This is a genomic window from Vreelandella songnenensis, assembly GCF_003002925.1.
GTDB lineage: Bacteria > Pseudomonadota > Gammaproteobacteria > Pseudomonadales > Halomonadaceae > Vreelandella > Vreelandella songnenensis.
Map to the genome: position 1 here is coordinate 394,976 of NZ_PVTK01000001.1, position 18,819 is coordinate 413,794.

The 18,819-nt window shown below is 61.6% G+C and carries 14 protein-coding genes; 11 read left to right on the forward strand and 3 right to left on the reverse strand.

What is annotated here, in order from left to right; genetic code table 11:
* Positions 1-38: 38 nt before the first annotated feature.
* Positions 39-533, reverse strand: a complete 495-nt coding sequence (locus B0H98_RS01710) for an RNA pyrophosphohydrolase (RefSeq protein ID WP_018915529.1) — start codon at positions 531-533, stop codon at positions 39-41.
* A gap of 212 nt (positions 534-745) precedes the next feature.
* Here B0H98_RS01710 and B0H98_RS01715 point away from each other — a divergent pair, with 212 nt between their 5' ends.
* Together B0H98_RS01715 and B0H98_RS01720 are read left to right on the forward strand one after the other, a co-directional pair.
* Positions 746-1,402, forward strand: coding sequence for a histidinol-phosphatase (locus B0H98_RS01715; RefSeq protein WP_106373341.1), 657 nt, complete (start codon positions 746-748; stop codon positions 1,400-1,402).
* Positions 1,403-1,457: 55 nt separating this feature from the next.
* Positions 1,458-2,606 (forward strand): GGDEF domain-containing protein, encoded by a 1,149-nt coding sequence (locus B0H98_RS01720; protein ID WP_106373342.1) that lies wholly within the window; start codon positions 1,458-1,460, stop codon positions 2,604-2,606.
* Positions 2,607-3,557: 951 nt separating this feature from the next.
* Here the strand turns inward: B0H98_RS01720 and B0H98_RS01725 are convergent.
* Positions 3,558-4,532 carry a malate dehydrogenase gene (locus B0H98_RS01725; protein WP_106373343.1) on the reverse strand — a complete coding sequence of 325 codons (975 nt, stop codon included), beginning with the start codon at positions 4,530-4,532 and terminating at the stop codon, positions 3,558-3,560.
* Between the two features lie 202 nt (positions 4,533-4,734).
* On the opposite strand from B0H98_RS01725, the gene B0H98_RS01730 reads away from it, so the two are divergent.
* The gene (locus B0H98_RS01730; protein ID WP_106373344.1) at positions 4,735-5,862 is read left to right on the forward strand and encodes an efflux RND transporter periplasmic adaptor subunit; all 1,128 of its coding nucleotides are present in this window, start codon (positions 4,735-4,737) and stop codon (positions 5,860-5,862) included.
* Positions 5,846-8,929 carry an efflux RND transporter permease subunit gene (locus tag B0H98_RS01735; RefSeq protein ID WP_106373345.1) on the forward strand — a complete coding sequence of 1,028 codons (3,084 nt, stop codon included), beginning with the start codon at positions 5,846-5,848 and terminating at the stop codon, positions 8,927-8,929. The genes B0H98_RS01730 and B0H98_RS01735 overlap by 17 nt, the downstream gene beginning before the upstream one ends.
* Positions 8,930-9,515: 586 nt before the next feature.
* On the opposite strand, the gene rsd is transcribed toward B0H98_RS01735, so the two are convergent.
* Positions 9,516-10,004: a sigma D regulator gene (gene rsd / locus B0H98_RS01740; protein ID WP_106373346.1), complete on the reverse strand. Its 489-nt coding sequence runs from the start codon at positions 10,002-10,004 to the stop codon at positions 9,516-9,518.
* Positions 10,005-10,337: 333 nt separating this feature from the next.
* Here rsd and B0H98_RS01745 point away from each other — a divergent pair, with 333 nt between their 5' ends.
* The 7 genes from B0H98_RS01745 (at position 10,338) to B0H98_RS01775 (ending at position 18,789) form a co-directional block, all read left to right on the forward strand.
* Positions 10,338-12,623: a bifunctional salicylyl-CoA 5-hydroxylase/oxidoreductase gene (locus B0H98_RS01745; RefSeq protein ID WP_106373347.1), complete on the forward strand. Its 2,286-nt coding sequence runs from the start codon at positions 10,338-10,340 to the stop codon at positions 12,621-12,623.
* Positions 12,620-13,372: an SDR family NAD(P)-dependent oxidoreductase gene (locus B0H98_RS01750; RefSeq protein WP_106373348.1), complete on the forward strand. Its 753-nt coding sequence runs from the start codon at positions 12,620-12,622 to the stop codon at positions 13,370-13,372. Before B0H98_RS01745 ends, B0H98_RS01750 begins: the two co-directional genes overlap by 4 nt.
* Entirely contained in the window at positions 13,369-13,821 is a 453-nt protein-coding gene (locus B0H98_RS01755; protein WP_106373349.1) for a MarR family winged helix-turn-helix transcriptional regulator, read from the forward strand. The genes B0H98_RS01750 and B0H98_RS01755 overlap by 4 nt, the downstream gene beginning before the upstream one ends.
* 32 nt (positions 13,822-13,853) lie before the next feature.
* Positions 13,854-14,657: an enoyl-CoA hydratase family protein gene (locus B0H98_RS01760; RefSeq protein ID WP_422822135.1), complete on the forward strand. Its 804-nt coding sequence runs from the start codon at positions 13,854-13,856 to the stop codon at positions 14,655-14,657.
* Entirely contained in the window at positions 14,657-15,790 is a 1,134-nt protein-coding gene (locus tag B0H98_RS01765; RefSeq protein WP_106373351.1) for an acyl-CoA dehydrogenase family protein, read from the forward strand. Before B0H98_RS01760 ends, B0H98_RS01765 begins: the two co-directional genes overlap by 1 nt.
* A 159-nt stretch (positions 15,791-15,949) precedes the next feature.
* Entirely contained in the window at positions 15,950-17,602 is a 1,653-nt protein-coding gene (locus tag B0H98_RS01770; protein ID WP_106373352.1) for a benzoate-CoA ligase family protein, read from the forward strand.
* Between the two features lie 44 nt (positions 17,603-17,646).
* Positions 17,647-18,789 (forward strand): ABC transporter substrate-binding protein, encoded by a 1,143-nt coding sequence (locus tag B0H98_RS01775; RefSeq protein WP_106373353.1) that lies wholly within the window; start codon positions 17,647-17,649, stop codon positions 18,787-18,789.
* Positions 18,790-18,819: the final 30 nt, after the last annotated feature.

Here is an 18,819-nt window from a genome sequence, read left to right on the forward strand (position 1 = left end):
CAGACTTTCACCGCTCATCCAGAGCCGTGGAGCACGCGTTATCCTTCGTCATTTTGTGCCAGGCGCTGAACGCGGGGAGACAGTTCTCTCAACGCGCGCCGATACACCTCTCGTTTGAACGGTACCACCTGCCCCAAAGGATACCAGTAGCTGACCCAGCGCCAGCCATCGAATTCCGGCTTGGGCGTTGCCGTCATGCAGATCTGATTCTCCTGGCAGCGGATTTTCAGCAGGTACCACTTCTGTTTCTGGCCGATACAGACTGGCCGTGAATGTGTGCGAATCATGCGTCGTGGCAGACGGTAGCGCAGCCAACCCCGGGTGCAGGCGACAATATCAACATCGTCGGCGGTCAGGCCGATCTCCTCAAAAAGCTCACGAAAAAGGGCTTGTTGTGGTGTCTCGCTTGCTTTGATGCCTCCCTGGGGGAATTGCCACGCATTTTGCCCTACACGACGCGCCCATAGCAGCTGCCCCTGGCTGTTGGTAATGATAATGCCAACATTGGGACGAAAGCCGTCAGCGTCGATCACGGACGTCACCTTATTAAATTTTCAGTTGTCCCCATTTTTCCACAAGGGCTACAAGCGTATCAATACAATATAACGCTAACTCGCCAACGCTTGGCGGCATTGGTAGGAAAGGACACATGACTCTGCGATAATCCGGCGCTTTGTCTTGCCGTTTGTCGCAAGCGGTTCATACCTAATAATCACCTTTGATAACCGACCATAAGGGGAGCGCCGTGAGTCTGGCCATTTTCGATCTGGATAATACGCTGATATCCATCGACAGCGATCATGCGTGGGGTGAGTTCCTGCTCGAACAGGGTGCCGTGGACCCGGTGGCCTACCGTGAAGCCAACGAACGCTTTCTGGCCGACTACAACGCCGGCACGCTGGATATGGCCGCGTTTCTGGAAATGGCACTTAAACCTCTGGCAGACAATACGCCAGAGCAGCTGGCAGCCTGGCACCAGCAGTTCATGGCAAGCAAGATCGAGCCGCATATTCTGCCCAAGGCCGAGGAGCTTCTGGCCCGCCACCGTACCCGGGGCGATACACTGCTGATCATTACTGCCACGAACCGCTTTATCACCGCGCCGATTGCCGAACGACTGGGCGTGGATTATCTGATTGCCGTTAATCCAGAGGTCGAGCAGGGCCGCTATACTGGCCGCGTATCCGGCATTCCGAGCTACCGGGAAGGCAAGGTGACGCGCTTGAATGCGTGGCTCGAGAACAAGGATTTCACACTGGACGGCGCCTGGTTCTACAGCGATTCGCACAATGACCTGCCGCTGCTCGAGGTAGTGGACCACCCCGTGGTCGTTGACCCGGATGATACCTTGCGCAAGATCGCCGAAGAGCGACAGTGGCGCATCATGAGCCTGCGAGATTAACGACTACCCATGCGCCTGACTACGCCTATCGCTGGCTGTACGGATTGACCCCGCCATGGCCTTCGATCCACCCACGATACTGACCCTGACCATTGCCATCGCAGCGGCAGCAGCGCTTTATCTGCTGATCGAGTGGCGCAGTGCCCGCGACAGCGCCCTGCTCTATTGGGCAGCGGGCTTTGCCACGATTACCGTTGGCTGTAGCCTCTCCTTGCTGCGTGCCTATGGCTATTTTGTAGTGGGTGTCTGGTTCGCCAACGGGCTGCTGATCTTTGCCCACTGGATGTTTCTGTTGGGCGTCATCCGCTTTGTGGGTGGGCGACCGTCGCGCTTATGGGCATTGCTGCCTGTCCTGTGGAGCTTGCTGCTCCTGCTTCCTGAAAGCCCGGAGAGCTCGAAGCTTTATCTGATCGTCAATTCGCTGCTGGTAGGGCTTGTATCGCTCAGGGCCAGCGCCCTGTTAAGGCTCGAGCCCGACCTGGCGACGGTCGGGACCCGCCAACTGCACTACGTGCTGCTGGTTCACGGCGCGTTTTATATGGCCAAGGCGGCGACACCCCTCATACCCGGCACGCTGATCGATCTTTCCATCTTTCGCGGGGTCATTATCCGCGTTTCGCTGGTTGAAGGCGTGATGGCCATACTGCTGATCGCCCTTTCCATGACCGGCACGGTACGCTACCGGCGTGAAAGCCTGATCAAGCACCTGGCCGAGAGCGACCCGCTGACATCGCTCTATAATCGCCGTGGCTTCGAAGTTCGCGCTCGGCGCAGTTTGGCAAACGTGACGGCGGATAATCCTGCAGCACTTTTGCTGATCGATATCGATCATTTCAAACTCGCCAACGACCTGCACGGCCATGCAGCGGGCGACTTCCTGCTGGTCACGCTCAGCGATCTGACCCGTCAGATATTGCCCGAAGGAGCACTCAAGACGCGCCTGGGCGGTGATGAGTTCGCCTTTCTGCTCAGCGACACGTCAGCAGAGCAGATCCAGCACGTGGCCGACGAGCTTCGCGCTCGCTTCAGTGAAGTGGCCGCCAAGGCCTTCAACACACCCCACCCGGTCACCCTTAGCCTGGGCGCCACCCTGTTCAGCTACCCTCCTAAAGACCTCACCACCCTTCTGGAACAAAGCGACCGCGCCCTCTACGAGGCCAAACGCAACGGCCGGGACCGGCTTGAGATATTAGTGAACGCTTGAGCGCTTGGCGGCTTACCACGCGCTACGGTTCTGCACCACATCAAGGGTCGGCGACAAACCCGTAGCGCGTGGTAACGAATCTTGCGAGGCACGAGCAAATAAGGCACCCGCAGATGGGCGGCGGTTAGCCGCCCTGGATGCGCCATCCAAGGCATGATTGTGCACCACATCACCCAACCCCCGGCAGCGCTCTCCGCGCTGCATCCGCGGGTGCGCCTAGCGGCTTACCACGCGCTACGGTTCTGCACCACATCAAGAGTCGGCGACAAACCCGTAGCGCGTGGTAACGTTTTGCGAGGATACGAGCAAATAAGGCACCCGCGAATGGGCGGCGGTTAGCCGCCCTGGCCAGTGGCACACATGCTCGCTTGTGCACCACATCACCCAACCCCGGCAGCGCTCTCCGCGCTGCATCCGCGGGTGCGCCTAGCGGCTTACCACGCGCTACGGTTCTGCACCACATCAAGGGTCGGCGACAAACCCGTAGCGCGTGGTAACGTTTTGCGAGGATACGAGCAAATAAGGCACCCGCGGATGGGCGGCGGTTAGCCGCCCTGGATGTGCCACCCAAGGCATGATTGTGCACCTCGTCACCCAACCCCGGCAGCGCTCTCCGCGCTGCTCTCGCGGGTGCGCCTGGCGGCTTACCACGCGCTACGGTTTCGTAACAAATCAAGAGTCGGCGACAAACCCGTAGCGCGTGGTAACGTTTTGCGAGGATACGAGCAAATAAGGCACCCGCGGATGGGCGGCGGTTAGCCGCCCTGGATGTGCCACCCAAGGCATGATTGTGCACCTCGTCACCCAACCCCGGCAGCGCTCTCCGCGCTGCTCTCGCGGGTGCGCCTGGCGCGCTTACCACGCGCTACGGTCCTGCACCACATCAAGATATAAAAAAACCCCGCCAACGTGGTTGGCGGGGTTTGCGTTACTGGCGGGGCCAGGGCGCGTTTAGCCGAGCAGGTGCTCGACGGCGGCGCGCTCTTCGCGCAGTTCTTTTTCGGTGGCTTTCATCTTTTCCTGGCTGAATTCATCAAGCTCGAAGCCTTGGACGATTTCGTACTTGCCACCCTGGCAGCGTACCGGGTAGGAGTAGATGATGCCTTCTTCGATGCCGTAGCTGCCGTCGGACGGGATCGCCATGCTGACGATGCCCTTGGAGCCCAGCGCCCAATCGCGCATGTGGTCGATGGCGGAAGACGCAGCAGAAGCCGCAGAAGAGGCGCCGCGCGCCTTGATGATCGCCGCGCCGCGCTGCTGCACGGTGGGGATGAAGTCGTTTTCGTACCAGTCGCGCTCAACCAGATCACTAGCGGCCTTGCCGTCTACCTTGCACTGGGCGATATCCGGGTACTGCGTGGCGCTGTGGTTGCCCCAGATGATCATGTTTTCGACGTCGTTCACGTGCTTGCCGGTTTTCTGCGCCAGCTGGGTCAGGGCACGGTTGTGGTCCAGACGCGTCATGGCGGTGAACTGGCCTTTATCGAGATCCGGCGCGTTGCAGGACGCGATCAGCGCGTTGGTGTTGGCCGGGTTGCCCACTACCAGCACTTTCACGTCACGGCTGGCGTGGTCGTTGAGCGCCTTGCCCTGTACCGAGAAGATCGCGGCGTTGGCTTCCAGCAGATCCTTGCGCTCCATACCCGGACCGCGCGGACGTGCACCCACCAGCAGGGCGAAGTCGGCGTCCTTGAAGGCGACGTTCGGATCGTCGGTGGCCACGATGTCCTGCACCAGCGGGAAGGCACAGTCGTTGACTTCCATCACCACGCCGTTCAGCGCATCCATTGCCTGAGGAATTTCGAGCAATTGAAGAATTACGGGCTGATCCGCTCCCAGCATGTCGCCAGCGGCGATGCGGAAAATTAGAGAGTAGCTGATCTGGCCGGCACCGCCGGTAATCGCAATACGTACTGGATCTTTCATCATTGCTCCTTGGTTGGTTCGCCTAGGGTGGGTCGACAGAACTCAAGATGCCAAGATGGTATGCTCAGTGATACAAAAACTCAATCATACATGCGGCGACTAGCCATTCGCCCGCCCGCGTGGTACTCGCCGTCAACAGCGAGTTACGCTATGGTGTGCGCAGTCACGCCTTCTCCTGTGTTGATACGGATATAGACACCCCATGCGACGAATCCCCTACTCTTATGCGCTGGCAAGCGTGCTGGTGCTGGCGCTGGTTATCTGGCTGGTGCTTGGTGATTTTCAACGCTTTCAAACCACCGCGCCGGATGCTCCTGCCACGACCGAGGAGAATACCCTGCGCGTTGAGGTGCGCGAACAGCAGAGTACGCCGTTCATTCCCCAGCAGATTATCCAGGGCCATCTGAAAGCCGAGCGCGAAACCACGCTGCGCGCCAACCTGGCAGGCTTTGTTGCGGAAAAGCCGATTATGCAGGGCCAGAGCGTGGCCGAGGGGGAGACACTGCTGGTGCTGGATAACGACGCCCTGCCCGAGCGTTTGCAGCAGGCCCGCGATGAGTTGGCGGTTGCCCAGGCCGAATATGCCGGCGCCCAGCGCCTGCGCCAGCGCGAGCTGATTTCCCAACCCGACCTGCTGCGCCTGCAAAGCGCCCTGAGCGCCAGCGCCGCCTCGGTGGCGCAGCTCGAAAAGCAGCTGAATGACAGCCGCCCCACGGCCCCCTTTGCCGGCGTGCTTGACCGCGTTCAGGTAGAGCTAGGTGATTTGCTGCAGCCCGGCGAAGAGTGGGGCCGGCTAATCGATGACCGGCGGCTGACCGGCGCGGCCTGGGTATCCCAGCAGCAGGTAGGCGAGCTGAGCGTTGGCCTGCCGGTGACGGCGCGCCTGTTGAACGGCCAGCATCTTGAAGGCACGCTAACCCATGTCAGCCACCGCGCCGATGAGTCGACGCGCACCTTCTATATCGAAGCGACGCTGGATAACCCGCAGCGCATGCACCTGGCCGGCGGCAGCGCGGAGCTGACCGCGACGCTGCCCCCACGCCAGGTGCATACGCTCTCCCCGGCGCTTTTGAGCCTTGATGAAGAGGGCCAGCTGGCCGTCAAGCACGTGGATGAGGAGAACCGCGTGCAGCTGACCCAGGTGCAGCTGGTGAGTGCCGATATCGAGCGCGCCTACGTGACCGGCCTGCCCGACTCGCTGCGCTTGATTACCCTGGGGGCGGGGCTGGTTGCCACCGGCGAGCAGGTCACCCCGGTGATGGTCGATCAGGCCGTGACCGACGAGGCATCCACCGCTGGCCAGGAAAGCCCCCATGCGCTCACTGATTAATGCGGCGCTGACGCATACCCGTACTACGCTGCTTCTGCTGGTGGGGCTGCTGTTTGCGGGCCTGGCCGCCTGGCAGGCGATCCCCAAGGAAGCCAATCCCGACGTTACCATCCCGATGATCTACGTTTCGCTGAGCCTTGAGGGGGTAAGCCCCGAGGATGGCGAACGGCTTTTGATTCGGCCCATGGAGCAGGAGCTGCGCGGCATTGAAGGGCTACGCAAGTTTACCGCGCAGTCCAGCGAGGGCCATGGCTCCATCACTCTTGAGTTCGATGCCGGTTTCGACCCGGATACCGCGCTTTCCGATGTGCGCGAGCAGGTGGACATTGCACGCAGCAGCCTGCCCAGTGAGGCCGAAGAGCCCCGCGTGATGGAGGTCAATGTCTCCGAGTTTCCGGTGCTGACCATCGGGCTTTCCGGCCGTCTGGATACCCGTGAACGGCTCACCATTGCCCGGCGCCTGAAAGAAGAGATCGAAGGCATTGCCGATGTGCTGGAAGTAGATATTGCCGGTGATCAGGAAGACCTGCTGGAAATCGTGGTCGACCCGCTGGTACTGGAGAGCTACGGCATCGATTTCGACGCCTTGTTCAACCAGGTATCGCGTAACAACCGCCTGGTGGCGGCGGGCAGCCTGGATACCGGCGCGGGGCGCCTGTCGCTGAAAGTCCCGGGGATTATCGAGTCGATCGAGGACGTGATGAACATGCCCGTGAAGATCGACGGCGACCAGGTGGTGACCTTTGGCGACGTGGCCTGGATACATCCCACCTTTAAAGAGCCCCAGGGGTTTGCACGCATCGACGGCCAGCCGGCGGTGGTGCTCGAGATTTCCAAGCGCGCGGGGGCCAACATCATCGCCACGATCGAGGCGGTGCATGAACGCGTGGCCCAGGCCGGCGACCTGCTGCCCGAAGCGCTGCACCTGACCACGATTCTGGACGAGTCGATCACCGTACAGAACATGCTTTCCGAGCTATTGAACAACGTGCTGACTGCGGTGGTGCTGGTACTTGTCGTGGTGGTGGCCGTGATGGGCTGGCGCATGGCACTGCTGGTGGGGCTGACCATTCCCGGGGCGTTCCTGACCGGTATTCTGCTGGTGTGGGTATTTGGTTTTACGCTCAATATCGTGGTGCTGTTTGCGCTGATTCTGGTGGCGGGCATGCTGGTGGACGGGGCTATCGTGGTCAGCGAACTTGCCGACCGCTACCTGCACGAAGGTCAGCCGCCGCATCAGGCGTGGCTGAACGCGGCATCGCGCATGAGCTGGCCGGTGATCGCCTCCACGGCGACCACGCTTGCGGTCTTCATTCCGCTGCTGTTCTGGCCGGGCGTGGTGGGCCAGTTCATGAAATACCTGCCGGCTACGGTGATTCTCTGCCTGCTCGCCTCGCTTGCCATGGCGCTGGTGTTTCTGCCTACGCTTGGGCGGCTGTTTACCCGTACGGCAACACAGAGCGAAGGCGCTACCCTGCCGGATGAATCGACCGCCCTGGGGCGCGGCTACCGACGCTTGCTCGGCCGCCTACTGCTGCACCCGGCGTGGGTGCTGCTGGTGGCGGTGCTGACCATCATGCTGCTGTATACCGGCTACGCGCGCTTCAATCACGGGGTCGATTTCTTCCCCAACGTCGAGCCGGACAGTGCCCAGGTGCTGGTGCGCGCCCGCGGTGATTTCTCGGCCACGGAAACCGATGCCATCTTGCAGCGGGTAGAGGCCCGGCTTGGCCGCATGAGCGAAGTCGAGGCGCTCTACGCGCGCTCGTTTGCGGTGCCAGATCAGCAGATGGGCAACGATGTGATCGGCATGCTCCAGTTCCAGTTCGTGGACTGGTACCAGCGCCGTCCGGCTCGCGCCATTCTGAACGACATGGCCGAGCGCACCCGGGACCTGCCCGGTATCGTGCTGGAGTTTCAGGAGCAGGAAATGGGCCCGGGAGGCGGCAAGCCGATCGTGCTGGAAGTCAGCGCCATGGACCCGGCGGTGGCCGATGCCGGGGTCGATCAACTGCATGGTCTGATGCGCGAGCTGGGGGGCTTTGTGGATATTCAGGATAACCGCAGCCTGCCCGGGGTCGAGTGGCAGATCAGCGTGGACCGTGAAGCGGCCGCCCGCATGGGCACGGATGTCACCACCATCGGAAGCGCAGTGCAGCTATTGACCACGGGCCTTGAAGTGGCCACCTACCGCCCGCCCACGGTCAGCGACGAGGTGGACATCCGCGTTCGCCTGCCGGAGCACTGGCGCACGCTTGACCAGTTGGAGCGCTTGACGATCAACACCGAACGCGGTCAGGTGCCGATTTCTCACTTCGTGACCATGAAGCCTGCGCCCAAGGTGGGCACGCTGAACCGCATCGACGGGCGGCGAGCGATTACCATCGAGGCTGACCTGGCACCCGGTTACCTGGCCGACGAGCGCCTGCGCGCCCTGCTGGCGGCCGGCAGTGACCAATTGCCGGACGGCCTGATGGTCAACGTGGCCGGTGAACAGGAAGACCAGCAGGAGTCGATGCAGTTTCTGGTCGGGGCCTTTTTGGTGGCCATTGGCTTGATGTCGCTGATTCTGGTCACCCAGTTCAACAGCTACTATCAGGCGGGGCTGGTGCTTTCGGCCATCGTATTTTCGACCGCTGGCGTATTGATGGGGCTTTTGATCACCGGGCAGGCGTTTGGCATCGTCATGGTGGGGATGGGGGTCATCGCGCTTGCCGGTATCGTGGTGAACAACAATATCGTGCTGATCGACACCTATAACGAACTGCGCAACGAAGGCATGGCCCCCGCCGCCGCAGCCCTGGAGGCTGGCTGTTTACGCCTGCGCCCGGTACTGCTGACCGCGATCACTACCGTGCTCGGGCTGATGCCCATGGTGCTGGGGGTAAACGTCAACCTGTTCGCCCCGGCGCTCGGCTTCAACGCCCCCTCTGCTCAGTGGTGGACCCAGATGTCCAGCGCCATCGCCGGCGGGCTCACCTTCGCCACCGCCCTCACTCTGCTGCTTACACCCTGCATGCTGGTGATCGACGGCAGGTTTCATCGCGTAAAAGGCAAGGAATCATAAACCACGCGCAACGGTTGGTGCATTCACTCCACGTTGGCGCCGCGGCCCGGCGCGGGTGCAGCACGGAGAGCGCTGTCGGGGATGGTGATAGGGTGCAAAAGCATATATGAGTGCCAAGGCCGGGGCGGCTCGACGCCGCCCATCCGCGGGTGCCTTATTTGCTCGTGCCTCGCAAAACGTTACCACGCGCTACGGTTAGTGCATTGCCCAACATTGCCGGCATACCCGTAGCGCGTGGTAAGCCGCCAGGCGCACCCGCAGCGGCGGCCCGGCGCGGATGCAGCGCGGAGAGCGCTGCCGGGGTTGGTGATAGGGTGCAAAAGCATATATGAGTGCCAAGGCCGGGGCGGCTAGACGCCGCCCATCCGCGGGTGCCTTATTTGCTCGTAACCTCGCAAAACGTTACCGCGCGCTACGGTTAGTGCATTGCCCAACATTGCCGGCATACCCGTAGCGCGTGGTAAGCCGCCAGGCGCACCCGCAGCGGCGGCCCGGCGCGGATGCAGCGCGGAGAGCGCTGCCGGGGTTGGTGATAGGGTGCAAAAGCATATATGGGCGCCAAGGCCTGGCGCTTTAAACACCCACGCTACGCGAGTGTTTTATTCGAAAGCGGAGTGTGGGCGGCGTGCATGCGGGCGATCAACTGGTCTTCCAGGGCAAAGCGTTCGGTGAGGCCTCTGGCGAGGCGGTCGATCCAGGCGGGCAGGCGCACCAGATGCTGCTGGCAACTTTCCATCGAGGCGTAGTCCTTATCGAACTCGAGCACCATCTCGGTGGACATCTCCAGACGCTCCAGCAGCTGCGAGGCAATGTGCAGAGCGCTTTCATCGTTGAAGGCGCGGGCCTCTTCGGCCAGCTGCGGATAAATCTCGAAATGGCCGGCGCTGATGTAGTCCATCAGGCTTTCACTGAACGTATCGATACGCGGTTTGCTGACGGCTTCAAGCTCGCTGTCGCAGGCTTCCTTCAACTCGATAAAGCTGATCAGGAGCGAGCGGCGCTGCTCAAGCCAGCGGTCGATCAAGCCATGAACGCCTCCCCAGCGCTCCTGGGCATTTTTGCAATCTTCGAGCATGGGGCTTCTCCTTGCTAATTAGCCACCTATACCAGCGCTAGACTCACCTTTTCATCCAACGCTGTCAATCCCGCCATGGACGGGTTTCCCTGGTACGTAAACTTCTTGAGCGAGAGTACTTTTTAACGCCTCATCGCCCTAAATACCAGCCCTAGAGTAAGACGGCTGGACCCAAGGTGTGCTCTCGACCGGCGATCAGGCCGACGAGTACGACGAATTCACGGCCAACAAAGCATCGATAAAAATACTTTAAGCTTAAAAATTTTAAACTTGAATTTTTAAGCTGCTCTCCCTATCTTCAAGCCATGAAGTACGTCCATAGGGAGAACAATAATGAAAATCGCCTGCCTGGGTGGAGGGCCTGCCGGTCTCTATTTTGCCATCAGCATGAAGCTCAAGGACGCGTCTCACGAGATAGTGGTCATCGAGCGCAACCGTGCCGATGACACCTTTGGCTGGGGCGTGGTGCTATCCGATGAAACGCTGGATAACCTGGCCGCCAACGACCCGGTGAGTGCCGAGCGCATTCGCGAACACTTTGCCTACTGGGACGATATCGCAGTCGTTCACAAAGGCGTCAAGACGGTCTCCACCGGCCATGGGTTCTGCGGTATCGGACGCAAGCAGCTTTTGCTTCTCTTGCAGGTCCGCGCCCGCGAGCTGGGCGTCGAGATGCGTTTTGAAACCGATGCCAGCGAAGCCGCTATCGAACAGTACCGGCGTGAGTATGACCTGGTACTCGCCGCAGACGGCCTCAACTCACGCACCCGCCAGACCTACGCCGAACACTTCAAGCCCGATATCGATGTGCGGGCGTGCAAGTTCGTCTGGCTGGGCACGCACCAGACCTTCAACGACGCCTTTACGTTTATCTTCGAGAAAACCGAACACGGCTGGGTATGGGCGCATGCCTACCAGTTCGACAGCGACACGGCGACCTTTATCGTCGAGTGCAGCGAAGCCACCTGGCAGGCGTTCGGCTTTGGCGAACTCAGCCAGCAGGAATCCATCGCGCTTTGCGAGCGAATCTTTGCCAAGCACCTGGGCGGCCATGCGCTGATGACCAATGCCCACCACATCCGCGGTTCCGCCTGGATCAATTTTCCCCGGGTGCTGTGCGAGCGCTGGAGTTTTGAAAACGTCGTGCTGATGGGCGACGCCGCGGCCACGGCCCACTTCTCGATCGGCTCGGGCTCCAAATTGGCCCTGGAGAGCGCCATTGCGCTGGCCAACTACCTGCATAGTGAAAGCAGCATGGAAACCGCGCTTGCCCGCTATGAAGAGGAGCGCCGCTTCGAGGTGCTGCGTCTGCAGTCGGCGGCGCGCAACTCGACGGAGTGGTTCGAGCAGATCAAGCGCTACCTGGACCTTGACCCGGTGCAGTTCAACTACTCGCTGTTGACCCGCTCCCAGCGTATCAGTCATGAAAACCTGCGGGTACGTGACCCGCAATGGCTGGAAAGTGCGGAGCGCTGGTTTCAAGCCCAGGCGGGCAACCCGAACAGCGCGCGGGCGCCGATGTTTGCGCCCTATCAGCTTCGCGACATGCGCCTTGTCAATCGCGTGGTGGTCTCCCCCATGGCGCAGTACAAGGCCGTCGACGGCTGCCCTAACGACTGGCATTTCAGCCACTACGCCGAGCGTGCCAAGGGGGGTGCGGGCCTGGTATATACCGAGATGACCTGCGTCAGCGCCACCGGGCGCATTACGCCGGGCTGCCCGGGACTATACGCCCCGGAACATGAAGCGGCGTGGAAGCGTCTGTGCGATTTCGTCCATCAGGAAACCAAAGCCAAGCTTTGCGCTCAGATCGGCCACTCGGGGCCCAAGGGTTCAACTCAGCTGGGCTGGGAAGAGATGGATGCGCCGCTTGGTGAAGATAACTGGCCGATCATGGCGGCCTCCAAGCAGCCCTGGTCCGAGCGCAACCAGGTGCCGCGCGCCATGATGCGAGAAGACATGGAGCGCGTACGCGATGAGTTCGTTGAAGCGGCACGCATGGCCGACCGCGCCGGGTTCGACATGATCGAGATTCACGCGGCCCACGGCTACCTGCTCTCGTCATTCATTACCCCGCTCACCAACCATCGCGATGACGAGTACGGCGGCTCGCTGGATAACCGCCTGCGCTATCCGCTTGAGGTCATCAAGGCGGTACGCGCGGCCTGGCCTGCGCACAAGCCGCTCGCCGTGCGTATTTCCGCCAACGACTGGCGCGGCGATGAAGGGGTGACACCGGACGAAGCGGTCGAGATCGCCAAACGCCTGCGTGAGGCAGAGGTCGACATCATCGACGTTTCCGCCGGGCAGACCTCCACCCAGGCGAAGCCGGTTTACGGGCGCATGTTCCAGACCCCCTTTTCTGATCGCATTCGCAACGAAACGCCCATTGCTACCATGGCCGTGGGCAATATCTATCAGGCGGATCACGTGAACTCGATCCTGATTGCCGGTCGTGCAGATCTGGTGTGCATCGCCCGCCCGCACCTGGCCGACCCTTACTGGACGCTGCACGTGGCCGCCTCGCTGGGTGACGATGAAGTGGAGTGGCCTGCCCCCTACCGGGCCGGGGGCGCTCAGCTTAAGCGCCTGGCCGAGCGCAACGAGGGTTGGATATGAGTCAGGCAAAACACCTGCACGGCAAGCGGGTAGTCATCACCGGCGGCGGCAGCGGTATAGGCGCGGACATGGCGCTGGCGTTTGCCAGGGCCGGGGCGAACGTCACTATCACCGGCCGGCGCCAGGAAGTGCTTGAAGCACTCGCTCGCAAGCACGATGGGCTTTCGTATAACGTGGTGGATGTTACCGACGAGGCCGCCATGGTGGCCCTGTTCGAGACGCTCGGGAGCGTGGATATCGTGATCGCCAACGCCGGGGCCGCGGAAAGCGCGCCTCTTGCCAAGACCTCCTTCGAGCAGTGGCAGCGCATGCTGGATGTCAACCTGAGCGGGGTATTTCTGACCCTGCGCGAAGGGCTGAAACGGCTCAACGATGGCGGGCGAATGATTGCCGTGGCCTCCACCGCTGGGCTCAAGGGCTACGCCTACGTAGGCGCCTACTGCGCGGCCAAGCACGGCGTGGTCGGCCTGGTACGCGCGCTGGCGGCGGAAACTGCCGCCCGCAACATGACCATCAACGCGCTCTGCCCCGGCTTTACCGATACGCCGCTGCTGGCGGCAAGCGTTGACACTATCGTGACCAAGACCGGGCAGTCTGCCGAACAGGCCACCGCCCACTTCCAATCCACCAACCCGACGGGGCGCCTGGTAATGCCCGCCGAGGTGACTGCCACGGCACTGTGGCTATGCGGGCCGAACAGCGGCGCCATCACTGGCCAGGCCATTTCCATTTCAGGGGGCGAAGTATGACGGCACAGAGCCTGAGCAAGGAGCGCCTGCGCTTGTGGCTACGCATGCTGCGGGTGACTCGCCAGACGGAATCCATTCTGCGTGAGCGCCTGCGTACCGAGCACGACACCACCCTGCCCCGCTTCGACGTCATGGCCGCCCTGTATGCGGATAAAGACGGCCTGAAGATGAACGAGCTTTCCAGGCGGTTACGGGTTTCCAACGGCAATGTCACCGGCATTGTCGACCGGCTGGTGGAAGACGGCACGGTGGAGCGTATTGCCATCGAAGGCGACCGCCGCGCCACGCGGGTATGTTTGACCCCCGCTGGCCGCGAGACCTTCAGCGCCATGGCCGTCGAGCACGAGCGCTGGATCAATGCACTATTCGAAGGCGTGGGCGAAGAGGACGCCCACCATATCGGCGAGCTGCTGCACTGCTTGCCTACCACTGCCCACGACCCCGACTAACAACCAGAGGCGAGAACAACAAGATGAAGCGCATGGCAGGGCTATCCCCCGAACACTTTATCTGGGAAATGCGAGGAGGCGTCGCCGTTATTCGGTTGAATCGCCCCGAGCGCAAGAATCCGCTGACCTTTGAAAGCTACGCCGAGCTGCGCGATACCTTCCGCGACCTGGCCTACGCCTCGGACGTTCACGCCGTGGTGTTTACCGCCAATGGCGAGAACTTCTGCTCCGGCGGCGACGTGCACGAGATCATCGGCCCGCTGGTGGGTAAGGACATGAAAGGCCTGCTCGAATTCACCCGCATGACCGGGGATCTGGTCAAGGCCATGCTTCACTGCGGCAAGCCGATCATCGCCGCCATCGACGGTATCTGCGTGGGCGCCGGGGCAATCATCGCCATGGCTTCGGACATCCGTTTTGCCACTCCTCGCGCCAGTACGGCTTTCCTGTTCACCCGCGTGGGGCTTGCAGGCTGCGACATGGGGGCCTGCGCCATGCTGCCGCGCATCATCGGCCAGGGGCGTGCGGCAGACCTGCTTTACAGCGGGCGCAGCATGAGCGCCGAGGAAGGCCTGCAGTGGGGGTTCTATAACCGCGTGGTCGAACCCGCCGCCCTTGAAGAGGAGGCCCTCGTCTACGCCACTCGTCTGGCCCAGGGCCCCACCTTCGCCCACGGCATCACCAAGACACAGCTCAACCAGGAGTGGTCGATGAGCCTTGAACAGGCCATAGAATCCGAAGCTCAGGCGCAGGCGATCTGCATGCAGACCCTGGATTTCGAACGCGCCTATCGAGCCTTTGTCGCCAAGCAAACACCTGAGTTCAAGGGGGACTGATGAGCGATACGCGTTTTCTACACTGGCCTTTTTTCGAAGATTGCCACCGCGAGCTTGCCGACAAGCTCGAAGCCTGGTGCCGCGAGACGCTGCCTCGCGCGCACGATGACGTGGACGCTACCTGCGTCGCACTGGTGCGCGACCTGGGCAAGGCGGGTTTTCTGGCAGGCACCGCCGGTGAGCATATCGATGTACGCAGCCTGTGCCTGATTCGTGAAACGCTTGCCCGCCACGACGGGCTGGCCGACTTCGCCTTTGCCATGCAGGGACTCGGCACCGGGGCGATCAGCCTTTACGGCAGCGACGAGCAGAAACGCTGGCTGGGCAAGACCCGCCGGGGCGAAGCGATTTCCGCCTTTGCCCTGAGCGAGCCGCGTTCCGGCTCGGACGTGGCGCAGCTGGATACGCGTGCCGAACGCGACGGCGGCGGCTACCGGCTGAATGGCGAGAAGACATGGATCTCCAACGGCGGAATCGCGGATATCTATACGGTGTTCGCCCGCACCGGCGAAGGCCCCGGGGCCAAAGGTCTTTCGGCCTTTCTGGTACCCGCGGATACGCCGGGGCTGGAAATCCGCGAGCGGCTGGAGGCGGTGGCGCCCCACCCGCTGGCGCGCATCGGGTTCAAGGATATGTACCTGCCGGAAAGTGCACTGATCGGCAAGCCCGGGCAGGGGTTTCGAATCGCCATGTCGGTACTCGACGTGTTTCGCTCGACGGTCGGCGCGGCGGCGCTGGGCTTTGCCCGCCGGGCGCTGGACGAGTCGCTGACGCGCAGCCGTGACCGCGAACTGTTTGGCGCCGCTCTCGCGGATTTGCAGATGGTACAGGGCCACCTGGCGGATATGGCGCTCAATGTGGATGCCGCAGCACTACTGGTTTACCGCGCGGCCTGGACCAAGGACCAGGGCGCCGAGCGGGTGACCCGTGAAGCGGCCATGGCGAAGCTCTTTGCCACGGACCAGGCTCAGCTGGTGATCGACCAGGCGGTGCAGCTCCACGGCGGTGATGGCGTGCGCAAGGGCCATATCATCGAGAGCCTGTATCGTGAGATTCGTGCGCTGCGGATCTACGAGGGCGCATCCGATGTGCAAAAGGTGGTGATCGCCCGCAGCCTGCTTGCCGAGGAGTAAACCGCCAGCCATCGATTATCGCCACATGCTAAAGCGTTAAAGCCGTCACCATACCAACAACAATAACTGCGATAACGCACTACGCCAGACACCGTATCCCGCAGGCGCCGTTCAAACGCTTGCGGGAATAAACAACGACACTAAATACGGAGGTTGGTCATGTACATCGAATCGGCGCATCTGGATACGTTTGCCCGAGATAATCTGCCACCTGTTGAGGACCAGCCTGAGTTTCTGCTCGCAGGCTTCAACTATCCTGAACGGCTCAACGCTGGCGTTGAGCTTTGCGACCGCCTGGTGTCTCAAGGCTTGGGTGGCCGAATCGCCCTGGCCGGCAACGGACGCCGGCGCACCTATCAGGAACTTGCCGAGTGGACGAATCGCCTGGCGCGCGTTCTGGTGGAAGACCTGGGCGTTGTCCCCGGCCACCGCGTGCTGATACGTTCAGCCAATAACCCGGCGATGGTAGCCTGCTGGCTGGCAGCCACCAAGGCAGGCGCGGTGGTGGTCAACACCATGCCGATGCTGCGCGCCAAGGAGCTTACCCAGGTTATCGACAAGGCGGAGGTGCATCTCGCCCTGTGCGATACTCGCCTGGTCGATGAGCTGCTGGCGTGCCAGACGCAGTGCCCCGGGCTTACCCGCATCGTCGGTTTCGACGGCACGGCCAGCCACGACGCCGAGCTTGACCGGCTGGCCTTGAACAAACCTGCCCATTTCGAGGCGATAGACACCGCCGCCGATGACGTGGCGCTTCTGGGGTTTACCTCGGGCACTACCGGCTCCCCCAAGGCCACCATGCATTTTCATCGCGACCTCTTGATGATTGCCGACGGTTACGCAAAAGACGTGCTCAAGGTGACCGCGGATGACGTTTTCGTGGGCTCGCCACCCTTGGCGTTTACCTTCGGCCTGGGGGGCCTTGCGATTTTTCCGCTGCGCTTCGGGGCCTGCGCCGTCCTGCTCGAGCATGCCTCCCCGCCCAACATGATGGAAATCATCCGCGAGTATCAGGCAACGGTCGTGTTCACCGCACCCACCGCCTACCGGGCGATGCTTGCCTCGCCTACCCGTCATGAGGATCTTGGCAGCCTGCGCGTGGCGGTATCCGCCGGTGAAACCCTGCCGGCGCCCATTTATCACGACTGGATCAAGCAGACCGGCACGCCCATCATCGACGGGATTGGCGCAACGGAAATGCTGCATATCTTCATTTCCAACCGCCTGGATGACCACCGCCCCAACTGTACCGGCAAACCGGTAACCGGCTACGAAGCGCGAATCGTCGACAGCGACATGCAGGACGTGCCAGTGGGTTCCATAGGCAAGCTTGCCGTGCGCGGCCCCACGGGCTGCCGGTACCTGGCTGACCGGCGCCAGCGTCACTACGTCCAGGAAGGCTGGAATATTACCGGAGACGCGTTTTATAAAGACGACGAGGGGTACTTCCACTTCGCGGCCCGCAACGATGACATGATCATCTCGGCGGGCTACAACATTGCTGGCCCCGAGGTGGAGTCGGCACTGCTTGCCCACCCCGCGGTCAAGGAGTGCGCCGTGATTGGTGCCACGGACCCGGAACGCGGCCAGATCGTCGAAGCCTTTGTGGTATTAAACGCTGGATTTGAAGAAGATGATGCCTGCAGGCAGGCGCTGCAAGATTTTGTAAAACAAACGATTGCGCCTTACAAGTACCCTCGCTCGGTACGCTTTATCGATACATTGCCCAAAACGGCCACCGGAAAGGTGCAGCGTTTTCGGCTGACGCAAACCCGCAAGGACAGCGACAGCAGCGCACCGAGCATCCACTAGACCGCCTCTCAGCCATAAAACGTCAACAAAATGAGGGAATCAACATGAAGAACATTACCCGCTTCGGCCTTGGCCTGCTGCTTTCATCCAGCGTGATGGCAGTGCAAGCTGACGATGTCAAGATCGGCATGATCACAACACTCTCCGGCGGCGGCTCTCACCTTGGGGTGGATGTTCGTGACGGCTTCATGCTGGCCATCGAGCAGTCCGGCCGCGATGACATCGAAGTGCTTATCCAGGATGATGCCAACCGCCCGGACCTGGCGCGCAGCCTCGCCAACGAGTTCATGCAGCGCGACGACGTGGACATCATGACCGGTATCATCTGGTCGAACCTGGCCATGGCCGTGGTACCTGCGGTGACTCGCCAGGGCACCTTCTATCTTTCGCCCAATGCCGGACCCTCGGATCTTGCCGGGCGCATGTGCCACGAGAACTACTTCAACGTGGCCTACCAGAACGACAACCTGCACGGCGCCATGGGCGCGTACATGCGCAAGGAGGGTTTTGAGCGCCCCATCATCATGGCGCCCAACTACCCGGCAGGTACCGATGCCCTGGCAGGCTTCAAGCACCTTTATGAAGGTGAGGTTGTCGACGAGCTGTATACCCAGATGGGCCAGACCGACTACGCCGCCGAGATTGCCCAGATCCGCGCCAGCGACGCCGATAGCCTGTTCTTCTTCCTGCCCGGCGGCATGGGCATCTCCTTCATGAAGCAGTGGGAGAGCTCCGGCGTGGACATTCCCATCTTCGGCGCGGCGTTCTCGTTCGATGAAATCCTGATCAAGGCGGTCGGCAGCGCTGCCATCGGTGCGCGCAACACCTCCCTGTGGGCCTACGACCTGGATAACGAGACCAATCATCAGTTCGTGGACAGCTTCCGTGAGGCCTACAGCCGCACACCCACTCTGTATGCCGCCCAGGGCTTCGACACCGCCAATCTGATTCTGAGTGCCCTGGATAGCGTCCACCCGGATGACCAGGATGCGTTTCGTGAAGCGCTGCGGGCCGCTGACTTTGACAGCGTGCGCGGGGAGTTCCGCTTCGGCCCCAACCATCACCCCATCCAGGATATCTACGTGCGTGAAGTCGTCGAGGGCGAGGACGGCCAGCCGACCAACCGCTTGATCGGCGTTGCCGTCGAAGACATTCAGGACGTCTATTACGAACAGTGCCAGATGTGATCCACTCGGGCCAGGGGCTGAAACCCGGCC

What these genes read in the sequence shown, in the direction of transcription:
- B0H98_RS01750 (WP_106373348.1), top strand. Translation starts at nt 12,620, where the DNA reads ATGAGTCAGGCAAAACACCTGCACGGCAAGCGGGTAGTCATCACCGGC.
- B0H98_RS01765 (WP_106373351.1), top strand. Translation starts at nt 14,657, where the DNA reads ATGAGCGATACGCGTTTTCTACACTGGCCTTTTTTCGAAGATTGCCAC.
- rsd (WP_106373346.1), bottom strand. Translation starts at nt 10,004, where the DNA reads ATGCTCGAAGATTGCAAAAATGCCCAGGAGCGCTGGGGAGGCGTTCAT.
- B0H98_RS01770 (WP_106373352.1), top strand. Translation starts at nt 15,950, where the DNA reads ATGTACATCGAATCGGCGCATCTGGATACGTTTGCCCGAGATAATCTG.
- B0H98_RS01755 (WP_106373349.1), top strand. Translation starts at nt 13,369, where the DNA reads ATGACGGCACAGAGCCTGAGCAAGGAGCGCCTGCGCTTGTGGCTACGC.
- B0H98_RS01725 (WP_106373343.1), bottom strand. Translation starts at nt 4,532, where the DNA reads ATGAAAGATCCAGTACGTATTGCGATTACCGGCGGTGCCGGCCAGATC.
- B0H98_RS01720 (WP_106373342.1), top strand. Translation starts at nt 1,458, where the DNA reads ATGGCCTTCGATCCACCCACGATACTGACCCTGACCATTGCCATCGCA.
- B0H98_RS01745 (WP_106373347.1), top strand. Translation starts at nt 10,338, where the DNA reads ATGAAAATCGCCTGCCTGGGTGGAGGGCCTGCCGGTCTCTATTTTGCC.
- B0H98_RS01730 (WP_106373344.1), top strand. Translation starts at nt 4,735, where the DNA reads ATGCGACGAATCCCCTACTCTTATGCGCTGGCAAGCGTGCTGGTGCTG.
- B0H98_RS01735 (WP_106373345.1), top strand. Translation starts at nt 5,846, where the DNA reads ATGCGCTCACTGATTAATGCGGCGCTGACGCATACCCGTACTACGCTG.
- B0H98_RS01760 (WP_422822135.1), top strand. Translation starts at nt 13,854, where the DNA reads ATGGCAGGGCTATCCCCCGAACACTTTATCTGGGAAATGCGAGGAGGC.
- B0H98_RS01775 (WP_106373353.1), top strand. Translation starts at nt 17,647, where the DNA reads ATGAAGAACATTACCCGCTTCGGCCTTGGCCTGCTGCTTTCATCCAGC.